The sequence below is a fragment of the Embleya sp. NPDC020630 genome (genome assembly GCF_044334985.1).
In the GTDB taxonomy this organism is placed as follows: Bacteria; Actinomycetota; Actinomycetes; order Streptomycetales; family Streptomycetaceae; genus Embleya.
In genome coordinates, this window is the sequence record NZ_JBIRUB010000037.1 from 1 (window position 1) to 23312 (window position 23312).

15 protein-coding genes and 1 pseudogene are annotated in these 23312 nt (G+C 72.4%); 7 read left to right on the top strand and 9 right to left on the bottom strand.

Annotated elements, in window-relative coordinates; translation table 11 throughout:
• Window positions 1-129: 129 nt before the first annotated feature.
• Window positions 130-1203 carry a glycosyltransferase family 2 protein gene (locus ACH4XV_RS46140; protein WP_395800236.1) on the bottom strand — a complete coding sequence of 358 codons (1074 nt, stop codon included), beginning with the start codon at window positions 1201-1203 and terminating at the stop codon, window positions 130-132.
• Window positions 1204-1460: 257 nt separating this feature from the next.
• On the opposite strand from ACH4XV_RS46140, the gene ACH4XV_RS46145 reads away from it, so the two are divergent.
• The 4 genes from ACH4XV_RS46145 to ACH4XV_RS46160 all read left to right on the top strand — a co-directional run bounded on the left by ACH4XV_RS46145 (window position 1461) and on the right by ACH4XV_RS46160 (window position 9270).
• Window positions 1461-2987: an LCP family protein gene (locus tag ACH4XV_RS46145; RefSeq protein ID WP_395800238.1), complete on the top strand. Its 1527-nt coding sequence runs from the start codon at window positions 1461-1463 to the stop codon at window positions 2985-2987.
• Window positions 2988-3065: 78 nt separating this feature from the next.
• Window positions 3066-4445 carry an LCP family protein gene (locus tag ACH4XV_RS46150; RefSeq protein WP_395800240.1) on the top strand — a complete coding sequence of 460 codons (1380 nt, stop codon included), beginning with the start codon at window positions 3066-3068 and terminating at the stop codon, window positions 4443-4445.
• Window positions 4446-4598: 153 nt separating this feature from the next.
• Entirely contained in the window at window positions 4599-6431 is a 1833-nt protein-coding gene (locus ACH4XV_RS46155) for an HSP90 family protein (protein ID WP_395800242.1), read from the top strand.
• Between the two features lie 10 nt (window positions 6432-6441).
• Entirely contained in the window at window positions 6442-9270 is a 2829-nt protein-coding gene (locus tag ACH4XV_RS46160) for a hypothetical protein (RefSeq protein WP_395800244.1), read from the top strand.
• 45 nt (window positions 9271-9315) lie between these two features.
• Here the strand turns inward: ACH4XV_RS46160 and ACH4XV_RS46165 are convergent, their stop codons facing one another.
• The 7 genes from ACH4XV_RS46165 to ACH4XV_RS46195 form a co-directional block, all read right to left on the bottom strand.
• The gene (locus tag ACH4XV_RS46165; protein WP_395800246.1) at window positions 9316-9801 is read right to left on the bottom strand and encodes a DUF6299 family protein; all 486 of its coding nucleotides are present in this window, start codon (window positions 9799-9801) and stop codon (window positions 9316-9318) included.
• A 60-nt stretch (window positions 9802-9861) separates the two neighbouring features.
• Window positions 9862-10353: a GNAT family N-acetyltransferase gene (locus tag ACH4XV_RS46170; RefSeq protein ID WP_395800248.1), complete on the bottom strand. Its 492-nt coding sequence runs from the start codon at window positions 10351-10353 to the stop codon at window positions 9862-9864.
• Window positions 10354-10575: 222 nt separating this feature from the next.
• Window positions 10576-12414 carry an LCP family protein gene (locus ACH4XV_RS46175; protein WP_395800250.1) on the bottom strand — a complete coding sequence of 613 codons (1839 nt, stop codon included), beginning with the start codon at window positions 12412-12414 and terminating at the stop codon, window positions 10576-10578.
• Between the two features lie 347 nt (window positions 12415-12761).
• Entirely contained in the window at window positions 12762-14267 is a 1506-nt protein-coding gene (locus tag ACH4XV_RS46180) for an LCP family protein (protein ID WP_395800252.1), read from the bottom strand.
• A 156-nt stretch (window positions 14268-14423) separates the two neighbouring features.
• A complete protein-coding gene (locus tag ACH4XV_RS46185; RefSeq protein ID WP_395800254.1) occupies window positions 14424-16520 on the bottom strand; it encodes an LCP family protein in 2097 nt (698 codons plus the stop codon).
• 256 nt (window positions 16521-16776) lie between these two features.
• Entirely contained in the window at window positions 16777-18138 is a 1362-nt protein-coding gene (locus ACH4XV_RS46190) for an LCP family protein (RefSeq protein ID WP_395800256.1), read from the bottom strand.
• A 96-nt stretch (window positions 18139-18234) separates the two neighbouring features.
• Window positions 18235-18981 carry a TIGR03089 family protein gene (locus ACH4XV_RS46195; RefSeq protein WP_395800258.1) on the bottom strand — a complete coding sequence of 249 codons (747 nt, stop codon included), beginning with the start codon at window positions 18979-18981 and terminating at the stop codon, window positions 18235-18237.
• Window positions 18982-19106: 125 nt separating this feature from the next.
• On the opposite strand from ACH4XV_RS46195, the gene ACH4XV_RS46200 reads away from it, so the two are divergent.
• Window positions 19107-20249 carry a peptidoglycan recognition protein gene (locus tag ACH4XV_RS46200; protein WP_395800260.1) on the top strand — a complete coding sequence of 381 codons (1143 nt, stop codon included), beginning with the start codon at window positions 19107-19109 and terminating at the stop codon, window positions 20247-20249.
• A gap of 33 nt (window positions 20250-20282) precedes the next feature.
• Here ACH4XV_RS46200 and ACH4XV_RS46205 read toward each other — a convergent pair whose 3' ends face one another.
• On the bottom strand, window positions 20283-21482 hold the full coding sequence (locus ACH4XV_RS46205) for a glycosyltransferase family 4 protein (RefSeq protein ID WP_395800262.1): 1200 nt from the start codon (window positions 21480-21482) through the stop codon (window positions 20283-20285).
• Window positions 21483-21564: 82 nt separating this feature from the next.
• Between ACH4XV_RS46205 and ACH4XV_RS46210 the strand changes: the two genes are divergently transcribed.
• Both ACH4XV_RS46210 and ACH4XV_RS46215 read left to right on the top strand, forming a co-directional pair.
• Window positions 21565-22494 carry a DNA-3-methyladenine glycosylase family protein gene (locus ACH4XV_RS46210; protein ID WP_395800264.1) on the top strand — a complete coding sequence of 310 codons (930 nt, stop codon included), beginning with the start codon at window positions 21565-21567 and terminating at the stop codon, window positions 22492-22494.
• Between the two features lie 123 nt (window positions 22495-22617).
• Window positions 22618-23061: pseudogene (locus ACH4XV_RS46215) on the top strand (SRPBCC family protein); the annotation flags it as partial.
• Window positions 23062-23312: the final 251 nt, after the last annotated feature.

Consider the following 23312-nt stretch of genomic DNA (forward strand, 5'->3'; position numbering starts at 1 on the left):
GGGGCCCCCCCCCCCCCGGGGGGGGCCCCCCGGGGGGGGGGCCGGGCCGCCCGGGGGCCCCCCCCCCGGGGGGGGGGGGGGGGGGGGGGGGCGGGCCCCCCCCCCCCCCCCCGACGGCGGTGGGAGAACTCAGTGGAATTCTTCCTCCGGATGTTCGGTGCCCGCCGAGACCCGCGCGGCGAGGCTCTTGGGGCTGCTCAGGAAACCCGCGCCCCACGACCCGTGCATCGTCGCCAGCACGATCGGCAGCCGGACGAACGCGGCCGGCCGCAGACCTCGGCCCTCCCACGCGACGCCGGCGAGAATGCCGATCACGTAGCCGGCCGGCAGCAGCCACCCAGGCCAGAATCCGAGCACACCCGCGACCGTGCCCGCGGCGACCGCGAGCAGCGCGGCCGGCGGTGCCAGGTAGCGGAGATTGACCGAGCCCTTGTGGTGCCGGGCGACGACGCGCCGCCAGCGGCCGTAGTTGAAGTACTGCTTGGCCAGCGCCCGGGGCGTCTGCCGCGGCCGGTAGGAGACCTTGAGCTGGGGCGAGAACCAGATCAGGTAGCCCGCCTGCCGGATCCGATAGTTCAGCTCCCAGTCCTGGGCGCGCTCGAACTCCTCGTTGTATCCGCCCAATTCGTCGAGCACCTCGCGCCGGAAGACACCGAGGTACACGGTGTCCGCGGGGCCGGCCTCGCCGCCGGTGTGGAAGCGGGCGTTGCCGACGCCGAGCTTGGAGGTCATCGCCCGCGCGACGGCGTCCTCGTACGGGGTCGTGCCCTCGGCGTGCATCAGGCCGCCGACGTTGGCCGCCCCGGTGTCGGCGAGCAGCCGCACCGCGGTGGAGATGTAACCGGCCGGCAGGATCCCGTGCCCGTCCACCCGCACGATCACGGGGTGGTTCGACGCCCGGATCGCCGCGTTGAGCGCGCTGGGGGTACGACCGCTCGGATTGGCGACGGTATGTACCCGAATGTCTTCAGCGACCAGTTTCGCGGCGATCGCGTCGGTGTTGTCGGTCGACGGGCCGAGCGCGATCACGACTTCGATCTCGCCCGGATAGTCCTGAGCGAGCACACGACCGACGGCCTCCGCGAGATGTCGGGACTCGTTGAGCACCGGCATGATCACGGAGACGGGCGGTTTTTCGGGTAGCGGCTCCACCCTGCGAGCTGAGGGCTCGGGCTTGGCGGGCTCGTCGGTGGTGTGATTCATCGCCTCGGAGCGTACTGCGAACGGCCGGATCGGCGGGCATCGACCGGGTGGGCGAGCGCGGGCCGACCGTCGGCGTGCCGCTGCGGTTCGCCCCCCGTCCCGCTTTACGGTGGTTCGACGCCCACCGCAACCGTGGCCGGACGACGAGGCGTCCTTCGGGGGTAAGCGGGTACGGATGCACATCCGCACGGCGCGCGCGACGGTGCGCAACAAAACGGCGGGACGAGATCGGTCCGCGAGGAGGGACACCGCACCCCATGGCGACAACCGGCGGCCGATCCTCGGCGAGAAGCCCCCAGGGCGATCGGAACGGGCAGCGCGTCGGCCGCAACTGGCTGGTGCTGCTCACCGGCGCGCTGGCCGCGGCGATCCTGGCCACCAGCGGCATCGGCTGGGCCTGGGTGAAGCACTTCGACGGGAAGATCCAGCGGATAGACCCGTTCAAGGGTCTGACGGACCGTCCGGACACCGGATCCGGCAAGGACCTGAACTTCCTGATCGTCGGCTCGGACAACCGCGAGGGCATCCCCAGGGAGACGCTGAACAAGCTGCACGCGGGCGGCGAGTCCTGCGACTGCACCGACACGATCATGATCGTGCACCTCAACGGCAAGCGGGACCGGGCCACCATCACCAGCCTGCCGCGCGACAGCTACGTGGACTTCCCCGCGCACAAGGACAAGACCACCGGACAGCAGCGGGGCCCGTCCAAGGGCAAGATCAACGCCGCGTACACGCTCGGCGGCCCGACGCTGACCGTGGCCACGGTGGAGAAGGCCACCGGGATCCGGATCGACCACTACATCGAGGTCAACTTCGTCTCCTTCGTCAGCGTCGTGGACACCCTCGGCGGTATCGAGATGTGTACGCCCAAGGCGCTGCGCGACCCCAAGTCGGGCCTGGACCTGCCCGCCGGCACCAGCAAGCTGGACGGCGTCAAGGCGCTGCAGTTCGTCCGCGCCCGCTACATCGCCAGCGACCCGACCGGCGACATCGGCCGCACCCAGCGCCAGCAGAAGTTCATCACCCAGGTGCTCGCGAAGGCGACCTCCTCCGGCACGCTGACCGACCCGCTCAAGCTCAAGAACGTGCTGGACGCGGTGCTCGGGTCGATCAAGGTGGACGAGGGGATGAGCTCGCAGTCCTTCCTGGAACTGGGCACCAAGATGCGCAACCTGTCCAACTCGGGCGTGACCTACGCCCAGGTGCCGCTCAAGAGCATCGACCACCAGGTCCCGGAGTGGGGCTCGACGGTGTTGTGGGACGACGCCAAGGCCCCCGGCCTGTTCCGGGCGATCCGCGAGGACAAGGACCTGATCGCGCCGCCGGAGAAGAAGCCCGACGGGCCGAGCCCGAGCACCGCCGCCGCGCCCTCGCCGGTGTCGGTGGAGGTGGCGCCGGGCGACATCTCGGTGCAGGTGTACAACGGCACGCCGACCACGGGCCTGGGCACGCGCGCGTACGACGACCTCAAGGGCGCGGGCTTCGTCATGGCCGGTCTGCCGCGCAGTTCCAACGCCTCGGACGGGACGCGCACGATCATCCGCTACGACCCCAAGTGGAACCGGTCGGTCAAGACGGTGCAGGCCGCGCTGCCGGGCGCGGCCTCGGAGCAGGTCACCGGCCTGGGCCGGACGATCGAGGTGATCGTGGGCTCGTCGTATCCGGGCCTGACCCCGGTTCGGGTCGGCGGCGCGAACACCGAGGCGCCCTCGACCGATCCGGCCACGCCGGGTCCGGCATACTCCGCCAAATCCGGCGATGAGGTCTCCTGTAAGAAGTGAGCATCAAGTGTGGAACAGATGGTCGCCGAGTCGGGCATTCGGTTGCCTCGGGGCTGATCGAGTGACAACTTCGGGGGCATGAACACGTGGCCGCCGGGGTGGGCGGATGGCGACCAGCAGCCGCAGCAGCCTCCCCCGGGAACGATTCCGAGCCGCCCCGGCGGGAACGCCGCGGGCGGCTATCCACCGCCGCCGGCGCAGAGCCCGAGCGGATACCCGCCGCCGCCCCGGACCCCCGATGGCTACCCGCGCCCGCAATCCGGCGCGGCCGGGCCGGGCGGCGTGCCGCCGGTACAGGGGCCGCCCGGTGCGGACGGCTACCCGCCCCAGCCGTCGTACGCCGACGCGAACGCCGCACCGCCCGGACCGCCGCCGCAGCGCGCTCCGGACGGACCGGGCGGACCGGAAGGTCCCGACGGCCCCGGTGGTCCCGGGGGCCCGGGCGGCCCGCCCGCGCGTCCCCGCCGTCCGGTCAACATCAAGAAGCGCATCCTCATCGGGGTCGGCGTCTTCGTCGCGCTCGTGCTCACGTTCGGCGTGGTGACCTACTTCTGGGCCGACTCGAAGATCCGGCACGAGGACGTGCTGGACAACTACGCGGGCCGGCCCAAGGGCATCGAGGGCACCACGTGGCTGATCGTCGGCTCGGACAGCCGCGAGGGCCTCGACGCGACCGACCGCAAGAAGCTGCACACCGGCAAGGCCCCGGGCAAGCGCACCGACTCGATGATGCTGCTGCACAAGGGCAAGGGCGGCACCGCGCTGATCAGCCTGCCGCGCGACTCGTACGTGGACATCCCCGCGTTCAGCAAGAACGGCAAGACGGTCAAGGCGCAGAAGAACAAGCTGAACGCTGCCTTCGAGAAGGGCGGCGCGCCGCTGCTCGCCCGCACCGTGGAGATGGCCACCGGCATTCGGCTCGACCACTACGCGGAGATCGGGTTCGGCGGGTTCAACAACATCGTCAACGCGATGGACGGTGTGGACATCTGCCTCAAGGGGCCGATCAAGGACCCGAAGTCCGGGGCGAACCTGGAGGCCGGCTGCCAGACGCTGAACGGCGAGCAGTCGCTGGCCTTCGTACGCTCGCGCTACTACGACCCGGCGCGCTCCGACCTGGCCCGGATGGAGAACCAGCAGATGTTCCTCAGCGCGCTGGCCAAGAAGGCCAAGTCGGCGGGGATCCTGCTCAACCCGTTCAGCGCCTTCCCGGTCGCCGACGCCTCGCTGAGCGCGGTGACGGTGGACGACGACGCGGGCCTGTTCGACCTGTACGACCTGTTCAAGGACATGGGCAGCCTGTCCGGCGGCAAGGGCGTCACCACCACGGTGCCGATCGCCAATCCCGGCCACATGGTCAAGGACATCGGCTCGACCGTGTTGTGGGACGACAAGGGCGCCAAGGCGCTGTTCCAGGCGCTGCGCGACGGACGCACGGTGGACGCGGCCAAGAACTGAGCCGGGGGACGGGGCGCCGGATCGTGGTGCCCCGTCCCGCCCGTGGTGACTGATGGTCGACAAGTGACTCGCCGCCTGTCCCCGTCGTTTCGTACCATCGGCACTCGGCCGGGATGTCGGCCGGCGACCCTGCCCCGAGGTGACTGACTCCGCATGAACGACGCCGCGATATCCGACGCAGACCACACCTTCCAGGTCGATCTGCGGGGTCTGGTCGACCTGTTGTCGCACCACCTCTACTCCAGCCCTCGGGTATACCTGCGCGAGCTGCTGCAGAACGGCGTCGACGCGGTCACCGCGCGGCGGGCCGTCGATCCGCAGGCCGAGGCGGCGATCACCATCACGGTCGCCGACGGCGGGCTGCGCGTCGCCGACACCGGGGTGGGGCTGACCGAGGCCGACGTGCACCGCTTCCTGGCCACCATCGGCCGCAGTTCCAAGCGCGACGCGTTGGAGAGCGCGCGGCGCGACTACATCGGCCAGTTCGGCATCGGCCTGCTCGCCTGCTTCGTGGTCGCCGACGAGATCACCGTGGTGACCCGCTCGGCGCTGACCGACGCGCCGCCGGTGGAGTGGAAGGCGGGCGCCGACGGCCGCTACACGGTGCGCACCCTGGACCCGAGCGCACACGAAGTGCCGGGCACCACGGTGTTCCTGACCCCGCGTCGGGGCAGCGAGGCGTGGTTCGCCCCCGAGCGGGTGGTCGAACTGGCCCGCGACTTCGGCGCGTTGTTGCCGTACCGGGTCACCGTGGTGGCCGGCGGCGAGCACACCCCGATCACCGACACCCCCGCGGTGTGGGACCGGCCATACCCGACGGCGGGTCTGCGGCGGGCCGCGCTGACCGCCTACTGCGAGAGCCGGCTCGGCTTCACGCCGCTGGACGTGATCGACCTCGACGTACCGCTCGCGGGCGTGCGCGGCGCGGCGTTCGTCCTGCCGGAGGCGGTCAGTCCGGCGATGCGCGGCAAGCACCGGGTGCACCTCAAGGGCATGTTGCTCACCGAGAACGCCGACGGGCTGCTGCCCGACTGGGCGTTCTTCGTGCGCTGCGTGGTGGACACCGACACGCTGCGGCCCACCGCGTCGCGGGAGAGCCTGTACGACGACGAGTCGCTGGCCGGGGTGCGCGACGCGCTCGGCGGGCACATCCGGGACTGGCTCGCGGACCTGGCCGCGCACGACCAGCCGCGCCTGGCCCGGTTTTTGAGTGTGCATCACCTCGGCGTCAAGGCGCTGGCCCGGCACGACGACGAACTGCTGCGCCTGGTGCTGCCGTGGTTGCCGTTCGAGACCACCGACGGGCGGATCGCGCTGGACGAGTTCGCCCGCCGGCACCCGGTCGTGCACGTGACGTCGACGGTCGAGGAGTATCGGCAGGTCGCGCCGATCGCGGCGGCGGCCGGCCTCGGCGTGGTCAACGGCGGCTACACCTACGACCTGGACCTGGTGTACCGGCTCGCGGAGATCCGGCCGGGCACCACCGTCGCCGAACTCGACCCGGACACGGTCACCGCGCACCTGGACGCGGTCGACCCGGCCGTGGAACTGGGCGCGGCGAGCTTCCTCGCGCACGCGCGGGCCGCGCTGGACCCGCTCGCGTGCGATCTGTCGTTGCGCACGTTCCAGCCGGTGACCGTGCCCGCGCTGCTGCTGGACGGGCGCGACGCGCGCGGGGAGCGGGGTCGGGCCGAGGCCGAGCAGGACGCGGCCGGGCGCGGCGACGACCTGTGGTCGGGGATCCTCGGCTCCCTGCGCGACCAGGGTCCGCGCGCGCAGCTCGTGCTCAACCACCTCAACCCGCTGGTCCGCCGGATCGCCGGCCTGGCGGATCCGGAACTGGCCCGGGCCGCGGTCGAAGGGCTCTACGGCCAGGCCCTGTTGCTCAGCCACCGTCCGCTCACCTCGGCCGAGACCGGCCTGCTCGGCCGATCCTTCCTCGGCCTGCTCGAGCGCGCCGTCCACCAGCCGAACCCCGCCGAATAGGAACCCCGTGATGGAAATCCGTGACGACGCCGGGTTCTTCGCTGCCCTGGACGCGAACGAGGAACAGCCCTACGGCAAGGCCCGCACCGCCCGCGCCGAGGAACTGGTCACCGTCGCCGAGCGCATGGGCAACGACGAGAACCTCGCCTGGGCGCTGCTGCGGCTGATCACCGCGTACAACTACGGCGGCGAGTCGCCGCGCACCCCGGTGCCGCTGTCCCGGCTGCTCAAGCTGTGGGATGAGCACCCGGAGGGCTTCGACGAGCAGTTGACGCACCACCTGTTCTGGGATCTGAAGTGGATCACCAGTTCGCTGCTCTCGGTGCCCGAGGTGCCGCTGACCGCGATCCGCGGCTATCTCGCCGACATGGAACGCCGCTATCGCACGGCCGGACACAGCCTGCGGCCGGTGCACCAGAGCCGGTTCTACCTGGCCCGGCACATCGGCGCCGACGCGGAGACCACCGAGGCGTTCGAGGCGTGGCTGGCGGCGGACCGGGACCGGCTGGCCGACTGCGACGCGTGCGAACGACGCGAGCAGGCCCGCTGGTTGATCGCGCAGGGCCGGGACGCGGACGCGCTGGAACTGCTCGCGCCGACCCTGGACGGCGCGCTCACCTGCGCGGAGGAGCCGCAGGTCTCGTTGGCCACGTCGATGTTGCCGCTGGTGCGCGAGGGCAACCCGGACCGGGCCCGGGCGCACCACCTGCGCGGCTACCGGTCGGTGCGGGGCAAGGTGAGCACGTACGCGGCGGTCGCCGAGCACATCGAGTTCTGCGCGCTGACCGGCAACGAGGGACGCGGGATCGAGATCCTGGCCGAGCACCGGGCGTGGCTGGCGCGTCCGCAGAGCGATCCTTCGGACCACTCCGACTTCCTGGCCGGGGTTGCCGTGCTGCTGCGGCGTCTGGTCGCGGTGGGCGGGCCGGAGGTGGTGGTGTTCGAGGACACCACCGCCGGTGGGCTGGGGGAGAGGGTCGAGCGGGAGCTGTTCGAGATCGCCGCGCGCTTCGACGTGCGCAACGGGAACGACGCGGTGAGTTCGCGGGTGCGGCGTCGGTTGGCGGCGGCTCCGGTGGCGGATTCGCTGCCGCTGGGCCTGCGCTCGGTCCGGGTGGCGACGCGGGCTGTCGTCGATCCGGCAGCAACTGCGATGTCCGGTAGGGGCGTTGCGGAACTGCTCTCCTATGCAAGCGAGTTGGATGAGCGGGGGCATCCGCGGGCGGAGGCCGCCTGGCGGGACTACGCGGCGGCGGCGCGGGCGCAGGGGCAGGACGTGGATGGGTTCGCGCTCGCGGCGCTCACCGAGGCGGACGGCATCGAGCTGGTCGAGGAGGGCGAGTTCGCGGCCGGCGCCGCGGCGCTCGAACGGGCCGCGGCCGGCTATCGGGCGGCGGACGCGGCGGGGCGGGCGGTGGGCGCCGAGGTGCGGCTCGCGATGGCCCGGTTCCGCGCCGACGAGCCGGACGCGCTCGCGCTGTTCGAGGCGGCGCAGGTCAAGGCCGCCGCATTCCTGCCGGACGACGCGGCGCCGCTCGCGCTGGTCCTGCACCACCGCGCGATCGTGGCGCTCGCGAGCGAGGCCGAGGACGCGGACGCGATCCTGACCGAGCTGCACGACCTGGGCCGCGACCACGGGCTGCGGCACCGCCAGTCGGCGGCGCTGCACATCCGGGCCGAGCGGGCGCTCCAGGACGACCGGACGGCGGACGCCGAGGCCGACCTGAGTGCGGCCATCACGCTGTGCCGGGAGGCCGAGCGGCCGTGGCTGGCCTGCCGGCCGCTGTTCCTGCGCAGCCAGGTGCGGATGCGCCTCGCCGACCCGGCGGCGGCCGAGGCGGACATGCGGGCCGCGCTGGAGACGGCCGCGTTCTACACCGAGCCGCAGTTCCCGGTGGGACACGCGCTGACCATGCTGGCCAACGCGATCGGGGCGCAGAACCGGCCCGAGGACGCACTGCCGTTCGCGCTGGAGGCCGCGCACGTCTTCGACGACGAGGGCGACCCGGAGATGGCCGCGGCCTGCCGACGGGGCGCGGTGGGCATGTTGTTCGGCCTGGGTCGGGACGCGGAGGCCGCGGCGATCCTGGAGGAGCTGCTCCCGGAGGTCGAGGAGCACCACGGCCCCGAACACGCGATGCAGGAACGCTGGGCGCTCGGGTTGTGCCTGCGCCGACTCGGCGACACCCGGGAGGCGGCCCGGCACCTGGCGATGGCGGCGGAGACCGCGGTGAAGGTGGCCGACCGGGCGACCCAGGCGGAGCTGGCGGTGGCCGCGGCGCACGCGCTCGACGACGCGGGAATGGCGCCGCAGGCCCAGGCGGCGTTCGGGCGGGCGATCGAACTGCTGCGCGCCGAGGGGGATGTGCGCGAGACGGTCCGGGCGCTGCGGGCGAAGGCGTGGAACATCGCGAGCAGCACCGACCGGGAGGACCCGTCGGGGGTGGACCGGGCGGTGGCGCTGTTCGCCGAGGCACTGCGGGAGCTGGCGGGCGCCGAGACCGGTGCGCGGGCGACGGACGACGAGGCGACGATGGTCGTGGTCGAGCGGGCGGGTACGCACCACCAACTCGCACACCTGCTGGCCCGCGCCGACCGGCTGCACCCCGCTCGGGCGGCGGCGGACAAGGCGGCGACGGCGTATGTGGCCGTGCTGCCCGAGGAGGCCGACGGCTACCTGGACGCGGTGCAACTGGCCGCGCGCATCGAGGCGTTCGGCCTGGACGAGCGGCCGGCGGCGGTGACCCGGTTGGACGTGGCGTTGAAGGTGTGCGCCACGAGCGGGATCACGGCGGTGGAGGAACTGACTGAGCTGCGCGAGGAGTTGGACCGGGCCTGAGCCCGGAGGAGCCCGGCCGGGCGGGGCGTCCGGCCGGGCGTGGGGTCAGGCGCGGGTGATCGTCACGTCGCGCGTGTTCTGCGCGAGGATGTTCGGGACCACCGGGACCACACCTTCGCCGGGCAGGAGTTCGAGCAGCGTCGCGTCGCCGCGCGCGGGACCGGGCACGAAGTCGAGCGGGGACCGCGCGGAGCTGCGCCAGTCGTGCGTCAGGCCGTCGCACGTGGCGTCGCTGCCACCGACCGAGAAGTGCAGGCCGGCCTGGTTGACGTTGCCGCCGACCAACACGGTCCCGGTGTGGTCGGCCGAGCAGCTGTAGGTGCCGGAGATCGTGACGGTCCCGTCGGCCGTCACCCACACGGTGGGGTCGAGCGAAACCTGGTCGCCCGCGACCGGGAGCCGCCGTGCCTGGGGCTGCGCCGGTGCGTGTGCCGGTGTCTGTGCCTGTGCGGCGACGGGGACGAACGCGAGTGCGAGCCCGGCGCATCCGACGGACAGGGCCATGGCCGTACGGCCGGAACTGATCATCATGCCGACGCCAACGATCCGCACCCTCGAAGGTTCCGTGCACGCGTACGAACGGGGGAATGGTCAGTCGATGTCGAGGGTGGCTTCGATGGTGTCGCCGTCGGGGGTGGGGGTGGCGCGGGTGCGCAGGTGGGCGCCGGCGCCGCTGAGGAGGCGTCGGGCGGCGGTGTTGGCGTCGGTCGTGGTGGCGACGACGCGGGGCGCGCCCTGGGCTCGGGCCTCGGCGCGCAGGAGGGCGACGACGGCGCGGCCCACGCCTCGGCCCCGGTGTTCGCGGCCGATCCACAGGCCGGTCTCCAGGTCCCCGTCCGGGGTCGGCTGGAGGCGGGCGGCGCCGACCACCACGTCGTCGACCAGGATCGCGTAGGTGGTGGGCGTGGCGGCCCACTCGTGATGAAAGGCCAAAAACGCGGCCCGCCGATCGGCGGTCCACCCGGCCGCTCCGGCCTCGACCGGCATGACCTCCCCCGGCTCGGCCCCGCGCACGGCCGCATCCAACAGGGAGGCCGACAACGCCTCATCCAACCGCCGAAGCACCACCCGAAACCCATCCACCCCCAAACCCTCCCCACCCCCGGTTCCCCCGTCAAACCCATTCCCGGCCCGCCCGCCGCCCGCCCGGCCGATCGGCACCCACCCAGCGCGCCGCTCGTCCGGCTGTTCGGCGCCCGGCCGCACGCTTCGCCGTCCGGCGGCCGGTCGGTGGGGCATCGGGCGTGCGACGGCCGCGCCTCTTCCCTCTTTTCGGGGACGAGGCGCGGCCGTTGGTGGGGTGCGTCAGCGGTTTTTCTTGGGCGCGCAGATGTTTTTGTCGGCTGTTTCCATGTCGATGTTCTTGGGGGGCTCCGTGGGTGGGGCCGCGTTGTTGGGCGGGGCGGTGCCCGGGTAGTCCTTGCCGATCAGGAGTTCGAAGCGGGTTACCGCGGCGGACGTGCTCTCGGTCAGCGCGCTGTCGGGCAGGCCCGTCGCGGCGGCCAGGGCCTTGGCGGCGTCCAGGCGGCCCTTGGGGTAGGTGATCGAGCTGGTCGCGTGGGTCTTGCCGTCCTTCGCGTTGCCCGCGCTGACCGCGACGAACTTGCGGCCGACCAGGTCCGCCGCCACCTCGTTGGCCCGCTTGTTGACCCCGCTGCCGTTGCGGACGTCGACCTTGAGCGTGGCCGGGTCCACCTTCGGCGCCTCCGGCGTCGGCGGGGCCGCCGGCTGCTGCTCCGCGGGCTTGTCGTCCTTGGTGACCGCGGTGTCCGTACGCAGCATCGCCATCAGGTTGTTGGCCTCGGGCTGCTTCGGCTGCACCTTGACCTTGGGCAGCGGCGGGTATTCCTCGACCGGCAGCGTGGTGAACGCCATCCGCTTCTCGGGGACCTTCTTCAACTGGTTGCCCAGCGAGATCAGCTTGTCCACGCCGCCGAGGCCGTTGTCCACGGTCAGCGACTCCACCGCGATGTTGGCGATCTTGAACATGCCCTGGACGTTGGTCAACGACGCGCTGTTCTTGAGCTTGCGGGTGAGCGCCATCAGGAACGCCTTCTGCGCCTTGATCCGGGCCAGGTCGCTGCCGTCGCCGAAGGCGTGCCGCGCGCGCAGGAACTTCAGCGCGGTTTCGCCGCTCAGGTTCTGGTTGCCGGCGTCGAGCTTGAGGTCGGTGCCGCCCTGCTGGTTCGGCAGTACCGGGTCGTTGATCGGCTCCGAGATGCACATGTCCACGCCGTCGACGGCGTCGGTCATCTTCTTCACGCCGGTGAAGTCGATCATGATGTAGTGGTCCACCTGGACCCCGAGCATCTTGTCGACCGTGGACACCGTGCACGGCGGACCGCCGTTGGCCAGGCTCTCGTTGAACGACTGCGGCCCGTTGGACGCGGGATACGTCTTGCCGTTCACGACACACTTGGGTATCTGCACCATGGTGTCGCGGGGGATGCTGACCAGCGTCGCGTTGCTGCGGTCGGCCGATACGTGCATCAGGATCGTGACGTCGGCCAGGCCCTCGGTGTGCTCGGACGCGCCGTACTTCTTGCCGAGGCCCTTACGGCTGTCGTTGCCGATCAGCACGATGTTCAGCGGCCTGCGTCCGAACGCGTCCTCCTCCGCCTTGGGGACGCCTTCGCTGCCCGCGTTCTTCGCGGTGGTGGATATCTTGCTGTCCAGATACTTGATGTAGCCGTACGCCGTGCCGGCCAGCACCACGATCAGTCCCACCACGGTGAGCGCGATCCACTTGAGCCGCTTCTTCACCTTGCTCTTGGGCGCGGCCTTGTCCCTGCCCGCGGCGGCGTTGCGGGCGCCCGCGCGCCCGGCGGGGGCCGTTCCCGCGCCCCGCCGACGCGCCGACGACGGCGCGTCGTCGGCGGCGCCCTGCTCCGAGCCGGTGCCCCGACCCGAGGCGGCCTCCACCGCCGACGGCCGGCGCCGGCCCTCGGACGTACCCGCCGCCCCGGGGGTGCGCGGCCGGGTCGTGCCGGGGGCATCGACCACACCGCCGCCCGGCGCCCGCAGCTCGAAGCTGCCGGTGTCCGGGTTCATCACCCACATGTCCGCGACGTCGGCGTCGTCCATGCCGCCCAGGGGATCGTTGTCCCCGGGCGCGCCACGATGCGGCCCGTTCCCTCTGTTCACGCCGAGATCCCCTCCGGCTGTACCTGCCGCCGCACGATCCCCCCGGCTGTGCACGGTCCTCTTGGCGACACCGGGGTTCCGGAGCCACCCACGGAACCCGACGGTGATAAGTGATGGTCGGTATGAAGCAGCCACCATAACCGGCGAGATCTCGCCATGGTCACCGAGACTGCGAAGTCCTGACACTCGGATCATCGGAAAAGGCACAAAAACCTGATCCGACCGTTCCCGATCCGTCGTCAGTCGGTCGACAGCCGGTCATGGACCGGTCGTCGACCGGTCGAGGAAGGGCACACACGAGCGTCCTGATCCGCACGTCGCGCGTGCCCCCCTCGACCGCCCGCCGGTCATTTCCGGCGTGGTGAGGCGCACTTCGTGTTGTCGGCCGTTTCCAGGTTCAGGTCGGCCGCCTTGGGCGGCTCCGGCACCCGCTCGGGCCCTGCGCTCGCCGGACCCGTCGGCGAGCCGCTGCCGCCGGCGCCCGCGTCGGGCAGATCCGCGCCGATCAGCAGCTTGATCGTGCTCTCCCCCGCACGGGCCGCCTCCAGCGCGGTCTCCGGCAGGTTCAGCGCCACGGCGATCGCCCTGGCCTGTTCCTGCCTGCCGTCGGGGTAGGTGATCCGACTGTTGGCGTGTTCCCGCCCGTCCGGCATGGACGTACCCGAAGTCGCCTTGAAACCCAGCCGCTTGAGCGCGTCGACCACCGGGGTGATTCGTTTCCGCGCGCTCCCGCTGTCCACCGTCACCCGGATCTGCGCCGCGTCGGACGGCGCGATCGTCTGCGGCGGTGCCGGCGCCTCGGTCACCGGCGCGGGCGGCGGATCCGTGGCCGGATCGCCCGCGGTCAACGGCCGATCGGCGCGGATCGCGGCCCACAGGTTGTCGGCGGCGGGCCGTCTGGGCTGGACCTGATCCGGCGCGGGCCGGTAGGTCTCGGTCGGCAGCGTGGTGAACGCCATGCGCTTTTCCGGCACCTTCTTGATCTCGTCGGCGAGGTCGATCAGCTTGTCCACGCCCGCCAGGTCGTTGTCGACGGTCAACGCGCCGACCGCGCTGTTGGCGATCCGGAACATGCCGTCCACGTTGGTCAGTTTCGCGTTGCTCTTCAACTCGCGCGCCAGCGACGCCAGGAACACCTTCTGCGCCTCGATCCGCGCCAGGTCGCTGCCGTCGCCGAACGCGTGGCGCGCGCGCAGGAATTGCAGCGCGTCGTTGCCGCTCAGCGTGTTCGGGCCGGCCGGCAGGTCCAGTCCGGTGCCGCCGCGCTGTCCGGACAGGACCGGGTCGTGGATCGGCGCGTCCAGGCAGATCGGCACGCCGCCGACCGCGTCGGTCAGGTCGCGGACGCCCTTGAAGTTCACCTCGACGTAGTGGTCGATGCGTACCTGGAGCATCCGGTCCACGGTCGCCACGGTGCACGGCGCGCCGATGCTGCGGAAGCTGTCGTTGAACTGGCCGAACCGGGCCTCGGTGACCTTTTTGTCCTTGCCCTTGCCGATCTCGCATCGCGGGATGTCCACCATCGTGTCCCGGGGGATGTTCACCAGCGTGGCGTTGGAACGGTCGGCGGACAGGTGCATCAGGATCGCCACGTCGGCGAGCCCTTCGTGCCCCTCCGCGCCGTAGCGCCGGCCCTCACCGATCCGGCTGTCGTTGCCGATCAGCAGGATGTTCATCGGACTTCGGCCCTGGGCGTCCTTCGGGGACGCCGGTGGTCGGTTGTTCTTGTCGGCGGTGATCTGGGTGTGGTGCAGCTTCCCGTTCAGGTACCGGATGTACCCGTACGCGCTGCCGGCCAGGATCAGCAGGACACCGACCACGGAGATCGCGATCCATTTGAGGCGCTTCTTCACTGTGCTCTTTCTGCGTCCGTCCCGTCCACCGGGTGCCGTGGGTCCCCCGGTTCCGGTCTCCGCGTCCGTGCCCATGCGTGGCGTCCCCTCCGGCGACCTGCCGGGGGCGTCGCGGTCGGCGACGTCCCCGGCTCTCCCTGATGCGGTGTCGATGAATCAGCCCGCGCACACGTCCTGTTCCGCCGTCCGCCCCGAGACGGTGACGATCGGGCTCGTGTCCGCGGGCGTGGTCGGCGTGGCCGACGGGATGCCGCTGCTCGAAGTGGGGTCTGCCGTGGACGTCGACGAGGGCGCCCCCGTACCCGGCGGGGTGGATCCGGCCGGGGACCGCGTGGCGCCCTTGCCGGTCGCGCCCGTGCCCGGGGCGGTCGGGGTGACGGTCACCCGTTCGCCGTTCTCGTCGATCGTGGTGCGGGTGGACGGCAGCGGGGTCGCCGGCTGCTCGATCCGCACCTCGCCGTTGTTCTCGAAGCCGTTCTCGTCCTTGCCGCTGACGCCCGCGCCGACCGCGACCCGGTCGAAGCGGATCGCCTCGAACAGCCGGTCCGCCTTGGGCTGGACCAGTTCGTCCCGGTCGGTGTCGAACCGGTACGGCTGACGGGGCACGGTCAGGAACGCGACCTTGTCGTTCGGGATGCCCTTGATGCTGTCGGACAGGTCCATCAGCTCCTTGAGCGAGCTCAGTCCCGGATCGGCGGTGATCGACCGGGTTCCGGCGTCGAGGAGGTTGTACAACTTCCACGGCTGGGTCAGCATGTCGCCGACCTTGACCTTCTTAACGAGCGCGGCCAGAAAACGCTGCTGTCGGGTCATCCGCTGGGTGTCGCTGCCGTCGTCGACGTTCTTGCGGGCGCGTACGTAGCCGAGCGCCTGCTCGCCGTCGAGCTTGTGCTTGCCGGCCGGCAGGTCGAGCTTGGCGGCGGTGTCGCGCATCGGGCGGCTCAGGCACACCTCGACGCCGTTGACCGCGTCGACCATCTCCTTGAAGCCGGAGAAGTCGATCACGATGTGGTGGTCGACCCGGACCTTGGTCATCTGTTCGATGGTCTTGATCGTGCAGGCGGCGCCGCCGATCTCGAACGCGTGGTTGAACTGGTCCCGGTACGCCCGCGACTTGCTGCCGTCCGGCCGGACGCAGGAGGGGATGTCCACCATCAGGTCACGCGGAATGCTGACCGCGACCGAGCTCTTCCGGTCGGCGGCGAGGTGCAGCAGGATCGTGGTGTCGGAGCGCTTGGTGCCCTCGCCGACGTCGCCGTACTGCTTGTTGTCGCCGCTGCGGTCGTCCGAGCCCATCAGCAGGATGTTGGCCGCGTCGTGTGCGCCGGCCGCCACCTGCGGGCGTTCGGTCTCCGGGCCGAGCTTCGCGCTCAGGTCCTCGGAGGTGATGTTGCCGTCCAGCTTGCGGTACAGGGTGTAGACCACGACGCTGCCGGCGACCAGGCTCAGCGCCACGGTGACGGTGACGCCGATCAGGATGCGCTTGTACACCCGGCGGCGGCGGTCGCGCCGGGCCCGCCGGTCGGCCGCCTTGCCGCCGTCGGCGGCCATCGCGGCCACGGCGGCGGTGAGCGGGTCGCCGCCGGCCGGGGGAGGGGTGGTGGTGGGGGCGGTGGAGGGCCCCGCCGCACGGGTCCCGGCCGAGGTCGCACCGTCGCCGCCCTCGGCCGTGGTGGCGTCGCCCGGAGCACCTGCGGCGCCCGCCGCGTCGGCCGTCGCGCCGTCGGTGGTCGCGCCAACTGCCGCCGTGCCCGGTGCGTCGGCGGCCACCTCGGCCGCCGCGCCCTCGGTGGTCGCGCCATCGGCCGTTGCGCCGTCGCCCGGTTCGGCCGCTTCGCCTTCGCCGTCCTCGGCCGACGCGCCCGACTCTGCGGCAGGGGCGGCCACGGCGGCGTCCTCGGCACCCGGTGTGGGTGCAGGGCCGGCCGCCGCCGATTCGCCTACGGGTTCGGCCGCGTCGGGCCCGGTCGCACCCGAAGTCGGCGTCGCGGACCCCGCGTCCGCGCCCGACGCGGCTGCGCCCGAGCCGTCCGGGCCCACCGCGTCCGCGCCCGACGCGGCCGCGTGCGTGCCCGGTTCCTCCGCGCCCGCCGCCTCCGCGCCGCGCGCGTTGCCGGCGTTCGCGTCCCCCACCGGCCCGTTCGGGGGCGGAGTCGTGGATATGTCCGGTTCGGTCGGGGTCTCGGGCGCCGTTTCCGGGCTCGCGTCCCGACCGGATCCGGCCTGCTTGCCGGCCCGTTCGCTGTCACTCACGTCGTGTCTGCTTCTTTCCCCGAGGCGCCCAACGCTCATCAAGCGACGAACCGCGCGTGGGGCGGCCGTTGCACTGATAGACGTGGCGCCGGTTCTTCGAGTTGCGTGCACCCTTGTGCGTGTGACACAGGTCACGCCGAACCGTCGCAACACCACGTGTCGACCCGGGCCGCACGGCTGCCGGCACGTTATCGTGCGCGACTCCCGGGGTCGGCCGCCAGGTGGGCTGCCGGCCTCCGGCCGCGATGACGCGCGATCAGTTCGCCTTGCAGATGTCCTGGTCCCCGTCGCGGACCTCGGCCTTCACCGGCGGCTTCACCGGTTCGACCGGAACCGCGCCGCTCCCGGGCGCGGCGGATGTCGCCGGCACCGCGCCCGGACCGCCGAGTGCTCGCGCCGGCACACCGGCCGGGACCGCCCCACCCGCCGGCGCGACCGGGGCCGGGGCCGGTTCCACGCCCGGTTTGCGCCGACCGTCCAGCGGCTCGTCGTGGTTGATCGCGTCGAACAACCGCCGCGCGTCGGGCTGGATCAGCGCGACCCGGTTGTTGTCGTCCGGCGGGTTGTACACCGGGATGTGCGCGAAGGTGATGTTCTTCGTCTCCAGGTCCCGCATCCCGCGCGCGAGATCGACCAGCGCGGAGACCGAGTCCAGACCCTCGTCCGCCCGGATCGACTTCGTCAACGCGTCGGCGAGGGCGAACAGCCGGGTCGGACTGGTCAGCGTGTCGCCGCTGCGGATCTGCTTGGCGAGCGAGGCCACGAACGCCTGCTGCCGCTTGATCCGGCCCAGGTCGCTGCCGTCGCCGCCGAGCCCGATGTCGTGGCGCAGCCGTACGTAGTCCAGCGCCTCCCGGCCGTGCACCTTGCGCCGGCCGGCCGACAACGAGATGTTGCCCTCGCGGTCCTGCACGGTCCTGGGCAGGCAGATCTCCACCCCGCCGACCGCGTCGACCATGCCCTTGAAGCCGGCGAAGTCCACGATGATGTGGTGGTCCACCCGCATCGCGGTGACCTTCTCGACGGTGTTGCGCGTACAGGCCGCGCCGCCGAGTTCGAACGCCGAATTGAACATCACCCCGCGCTGCTCGGCCGAGCGCGCCCCGTCCCTGGTCACACACGAGGGCACGGTCACCAGCAGGTCGCGCGGGATGCTCATGACCACCGCGTGTTCGCGGTCGGACGTCAGGTGCACGAGGAGCGTGGTGTCCGAGCGCTCGCCGATGTCGCCGCCGCCGCCGAGCGCGCGGTTCTCGCCGGCGCGCGAGTCCGAGCCGATGATCAGCAGGTTCATCGGCTTGCCCTTGCCGTTGCCGCCCACGTCGGGACGGTCGGCGTTGAGCTTGCCGTTGACCGGGTCGGTCTTGATGTTGCCGTCGAGCCGCCGGTACGCGACGTAGGCGGCCGAGACGCCGGTCAGCAGGATCAGCGTGATGCCCACCCCGATCGGCAGGAACACCCGGCGCCGCCGGTCCCGCCTGCGGCGCGCGCGCCGGGTGGCGGCCCGACCGGCGGCGGCGTCGACCGGGGTGGACTCGTACGCCGGGCACGCCGCCGGTTCGGGCACGTCGGGTTCGGGTGCACGTTCGGACCGGTAAAGGTGATCCCACACGTCCATGAACCCCACGCCTCCCCGCCTGCTGAGGGACCGCCGGGCACGGCACTACGGGCGGTCGGGGCCACGAAAGCGCAGCCTGACCCGTCTTGTCATGGACTAGTCGGCGGAACGGGTGACGGCGCGCGTGACGCGCTCCGCCTCGATGCGCCGCTCCAGCAGGGATTCGTCCAGGTGACGGCATACGACGACGGGTACGGACGCGGCCAGGGGCGCGAGCAGGCCCGCCCGCAATCCACCCGTTCGGGCGAAGCTCGAAGAGGTGAGCAAGCGATCACCTGGGCCGAGGTTCCACTCCCGCGCGGCGGCCTCGCCCGCCGCGGCCAGGTCGCCGGCGGTGTACTCGCGGCCGGCCTCGATCAGCGCCGGCGCGTCGGCGCGCGCCGAGCCGTCGGGCACGAACCGGTCGCCGTGTCCGGCCACTTCCGCCGCGTAGTCCAGGAAGCCGGCCGGCGGCTCGGGGAAGCGCCCGCCCATCGGCCGCAGCGCCAGGGCGACCCGCTCGCCGGGGCAACTCGCCGCCCGATCGAGCGTCTCGGGGCCGGACACCACCACGTCGGCGTCGGCGGGATCGCCGTCGAAGGTCACCGCCAGGCCGAGCGACCACGCGGCGAGCAACCACACCTGGGTCTGCCAATGCGCCGGCAGCAGCAACGACACCCGGGCGCCGGGCTCGACCGCGAGGTCGTCGCGCAGCAGATTCGCGGTCTTGGCGACCCAGTTGTCGAACGTCGCCACGGAGAGCTCGACCCGCTCGCCGGTGGCGTCGTCGTAGAAGGTGGTGAAGGGCCGCGCTGAGTCGGCGGCGAGCGCGGAGCGCAACTGATCGACCGGAGTGCTGGGCATGCGCCCAGCCTATCGAGCGGATGAATTCGTACGACAAATGGGTGTAATTGCTGCATTTGGTACAAGCGTTGTGGCGGGACCGGGCACCCGAACGACTCCACCGCCCACGATGGAGGGGCCCGCCCGTGTTCACCAGAATCGTGCTGTCGATCGTCGCCCTCGCCGTGCCGACCGTGCTCGCCGGACCTCCCGCGCAGGCCGACGCGGGACCGAGCACCCCCGGTACCACGATCACCCTCCCGCTGACCGGGGTCGAACAGGAGTCCGACGTCGCCGCGCCCCGCGAGGGGCGGACCGGGGTACTGACCGCCGAACGCGACACCGCGGCCTTCTCGTTGCTCGGCGTCACCTGGGCCGACCCCGACCCGGCCGCGGGCGCGGGGGTGGTCGTCCATGTACGCACCCGCACCGGCGGGGTATGGAGCCCCTGGCGCGCGCTGCACGCGAGCGGCGACGGGATCGGGCCGGCCGAGGGCCGCGTCCGCGGCGGCACCGAGCCGTTCTGGGCCGGTCGTTCCGACGGTGTCCAGATCCGCGTGGGCGTGCTCGCCGGAGCGCTGCCGACGGACCTGCGAGCCGAACTCGTCGACCCCGGCGAGTCGATCGTCGACCGCATGCCGCCGCGCCCGACCCGGCCGAACAGCGTCGACGGCCGGGTCAAGGGCCGCGCCGAGCGGCCCGCGATCGTGGCCCGCCGCGACTGGGGCGCGGACGAGTCGCTGCGGGACGCGAAGTTCAAGTACACCGGCACCGTGCGCGCCGCGTTCGTGCACCACACCGCCGACGGCAACGACTTCCCGTGCAGCGACTCGCCCAAGGTGCTCCGTTCCATCTACCGCTACCACGTGCTGACCAACGGCTGGGCCGACGTGGGCTACAACTTCCTGGTCGACCAGTGCGGCACGGTCTTCGAGGGCCGCGCCGGCGGGGTGGACAAGCCGGTGCTCGGCGCGCATACGCTCGGCTTCAACACGGACAGCATGGGCGTGGCCGCGATGGGCACCTACACCAGCGCCGAGCCGCCCGGGCCGATGCTGATCGCGCTGTCCGCCCTGATCGCCTGGAAGCTCGGCCTGGACGACCGCGACCCGACCGGCCGGGTCACGCTGACCTCCTCCGACAGCGGCAGTCGCTACCCGAAGGGCTCGACCCATTCGTTCGACGTGATCTCCGGCCACCGGGACGCCTTCAACACCGAGTGCCCCGGCCAGGCGCTCTACGAGCAACTGCCCGCGATCCGCAAGGACGTGGCCGTGCGGCTGGGTTAACCGGCGGCGCGCGGGGACGGCGCGGCGGGCGGGCTACCCACGCTTGTCCACGATCTCCCGCAGGCGCTCCACCAGCGGCTCGACCACCGCCTCGGGGACGAACCGCTCCCGCGCCAACGCGACCGCCGCCGCGCGCAGTCGGGCCACCTCCGGCGGATGCTGGGCCAGCCGGCGCAGCGCGTCGGCCAGCGCGTCGGAGTCGCCCGCCGGGACGAACAACCCGGCCGCGCCCAGCAGTCGGCGCTGCGGCGCGGTGTCCGAGGTGAGCACCGCGCACCCCGCCGCGGCGCCCTGGAAGACCTTGTTCGGCACCAGCCGCAACGCCTTGGCGCCGGTGCCGAACACCCCCAGGCACACGTCGTGCGCGGCGACCAGGCGCGGCAGTTCGGCCTCGGGCACCCAGGTCCGCCAGGTCACCCGGGGCGCGTTCGGCCCGACCAGGTCCTTCGTACGCTGGGCCTGGAGGCCGCGGCCGATCATGGTCACGGTGATCGGATAGCCGTCCAGCCGACTGAGCGCGGCGCCGATCACCGGCGCGCCCTGCACCGGCGAGTACAGCCCGACCGAGATCACCCGCAGGTCCTCGCCCGGCCGAAAGCCCGGCTCGAAGTCGGCCGCCGGCTCCGGCAGCGGGTCGCGTCGCGGCTCGGCCGACGCGTCGCCGAACGGGTCCGGGGACGCCTTCGGGCCCGCCCGCCCCGCGTCGAACCACACCGGCGCCGCCCCGATCGGCACCACCACGGCCCGATCCTGCTGCGCCGGCGCGAGCACCCGGCGGTGCTCCTCGGTGTCCACCAGGACCAGGCGCGCCGCGGCGATCGCCGCCTGCTCGATCCGGTCCACCTTGCGCAGTTCGGCCTGGGCGGCGTGGCCCAGCCGATCGGCCACGTCGTCCACGCTCTCCAGGTGGTCCAGCACCAGCGGCACCCCGGGGAACAACCGCCGCGCGATCTGAATGTCGAGCCGGCCCTGATAGCCGACGATCACCACGTCGGGGCGCGGCGCGCGCCGCGCCTTGGCCACCAGCTCCGCGATGCACCGCGCGTGCCGCATGCGCTGGCGGGAGATCCCGGGGTGTGCCGACGGCGGCGGGACCATCGGGCCCGCGTCCATGTGGCCGAGCGGAACGTTGCAGGTCACCACCTCGATGCCGTGCCGCCGCAAGCCCTCGATGAGGATTCCCACCCGGGGGTGGACGGTCGTGTCATAGGTGCCGAACGCCATCACCCGCATAGCTGAAGTCTGCTCTGCGCACATCGGCACAAAACCGGGAAGGTACCGTGGCGGTCCGAACCCGGACCCCGAGGAGAGCCCGTTGCACCCCAGTGCCCACCGGCGCGTGTGGCGTCCCGGGTTCGCCCTCGATCTCCGGCTCACCCTCGGCCAACTGCGCCGGGGACACAGCGATCCGACGTACCACGCGGGCGCCGACGGCTCGGTGTGGCGCACCTCGCGCACCCCCGAAGGGCCGTGCACGCTGCGGGTGATCGACCGACCCGCGACCGGCGAGATCGAGGCGAGCGCGTGGGGGCCGGGCGCCGAGTGGCAATTGCACGCGCTTCCGGCGCTGCTCGGCGCCGACGACGACCCGGCCGCGCTCGTCGCCCGACACCCGATCGTGCGCGACGCGCAACGCCGGTACACCGGCCTGCGGATGCCGCGCAGCGCGCTGGTCCTGGCCGCCCTGGTGCCCTCGATCCTGGAGCAGAAGGTCACCACGATCGAGGCGCGCCGGGCCTTTCGGCTGCTGCTCGGCAAGTACGGCGAGGCCCCGCCCGGCCCGGCGCCGGCGGGCCTGCGGGTGATCCCCGACGCGCGTACCTGGGCGCTGATCCCGTCCTGGGACTGGGCCCGCGCCGGAGTGGACGGGCGCCGCTCGCGCACCGTGATCGAGGCGACCCGGGTGGCGGGCCGCCTGGAGGCGACCACCGAGGTGTCGCACCCCGAGGCGGCCCGGCTGATGCGCCTGGTGCCCGGGATCGGGGTGTGGACCGCGGCCGAGACCATGCAGCGCTCGCACGGCGACCCCGACGCGCTGTCCGTGGGCGACCTGCACCTGCCCAAGACCATCGGCTTCGCGCTCGCCGGGCACGCCGTGGACGACGCCGGAATGCTCGAACTCCTCGCCTGCTACGGGGGAAACCGGCACCGGGCCGCGCTGCTGATCCGCATGTCGGGGGTCAAGGTCCCGCGCCGCGCGCCCCGCTACGCCCCGCGCCCGCACTTCACCGGCCGGACCCTGTGAACGGGCGTCCCTCGGCGGGCGGCACGTTTGTCCCCCGAGGCCTCGGGCAGCCGTTCGGGTGAAGGACCCGGCTGCGCAGCACGGCAGCTCGGAACCGACACCGAGAACGAGGAGGAAGTGCTCGTGACGACCGTCCAGCACTCGATCGACGTGGACGTGCCGGTCCGCACCGCCTACAACCAGTGGACCCAGTTCCGGGAGTTCCCGCGGTTCATGAGCGGGGTCGAACGGATCGATCAGATCAACGCGACACACACCCACTGGGTGACCAAAATCGCCGGAGTGACCCGGGAGTTCGACGCCGAGATCACCGAGCAGCGGCCCGACGAGCGGGTCGCGTGGAAGACCGTGGACGGCCCCCATCAGGCGGGTGTGGTCACCTTCCATCGGCTCGACGACGTACACACCCGCGTGATGTTCCAGATGGAGTTCGACCCCGACGGCCTCGTGGAGACGGTCGGCGACAAGCTCGGCTTCGTCCGCGGCCGGACCAAGGGCGACCTGGAACATTTCAAGACGTTCGTGGAGGAGCGGGGCCAGGAGACCGGCGGCTGGCGCGGTGAGGTCGAGCCGCCCGGCAGCCACGGGTCGGCCGACCTGCCGCAGACGCCGCCTCCGCCCTACCCCGGTCCCGGCATGGCGCCCACTCCCGGGCGGACCGGAGCCCCGGGCGGTGGGCACATCCCGCCGCCGCGTCCGCAGGCTCCGCCGACCACCGGCGGCGGGACGCAGGGCTACTGATCAGGCGTGAAGCCCCCGGACATCGGCCGGACACCGTCCTCGACCCCACGTCGGCGGCGGTGTGGGCCCGCCGATTC

Excerpts from the sequence above, each read along its gene's own strand:
- ACH4XV_RS46140 (WP_395800236.1), bottom strand. The coding sequence starts at position 1,203 with ATGAATCACACCACCGACGAGCCCGCCAAGCCCGAGCCCTCAGCTCGC.
- ACH4XV_RS46145 (WP_395800238.1), top strand. The coding sequence starts at position 1,461 with ATGGCGACAACCGGCGGCCGATCCTCGGCGAGAAGCCCCCAGGGCGAT.
- ACH4XV_RS46150 (WP_395800240.1), top strand. The coding sequence starts at position 3,066 with ATGAACACGTGGCCGCCGGGGTGGGCGGATGGCGACCAGCAGCCGCAG.
- ACH4XV_RS46155 (WP_395800242.1), top strand. The coding sequence starts at position 4,599 with ATGAACGACGCCGCGATATCCGACGCAGACCACACCTTCCAGGTCGAT.
- ACH4XV_RS46160 (WP_395800244.1), top strand. The coding sequence starts at position 6,442 with ATGGAAATCCGTGACGACGCCGGGTTCTTCGCTGCCCTGGACGCGAAC.
- ACH4XV_RS46165 (WP_395800246.1), bottom strand. The coding sequence starts at position 9,801 with ATGATGATCAGTTCCGGCCGTACGGCCATGGCCCTGTCCGTCGGATGC.
- ACH4XV_RS46190 (WP_395800256.1), bottom strand. The coding sequence starts at position 18,138 with ATGGACGTGTGGGATCACCTTTACCGGTCCGAACGTGCACCCGAACCC.
- ACH4XV_RS46195 (WP_395800258.1), bottom strand. The coding sequence starts at position 18,981 with ATGCCCAGCACTCCGGTCGATCAGTTGCGCTCCGCGCTCGCCGCCGAC.
- ACH4XV_RS46205 (WP_395800262.1), bottom strand. The coding sequence starts at position 21,482 with ATGCGGGTGATGGCGTTCGGCACCTATGACACGACCGTCCACCCCCGG.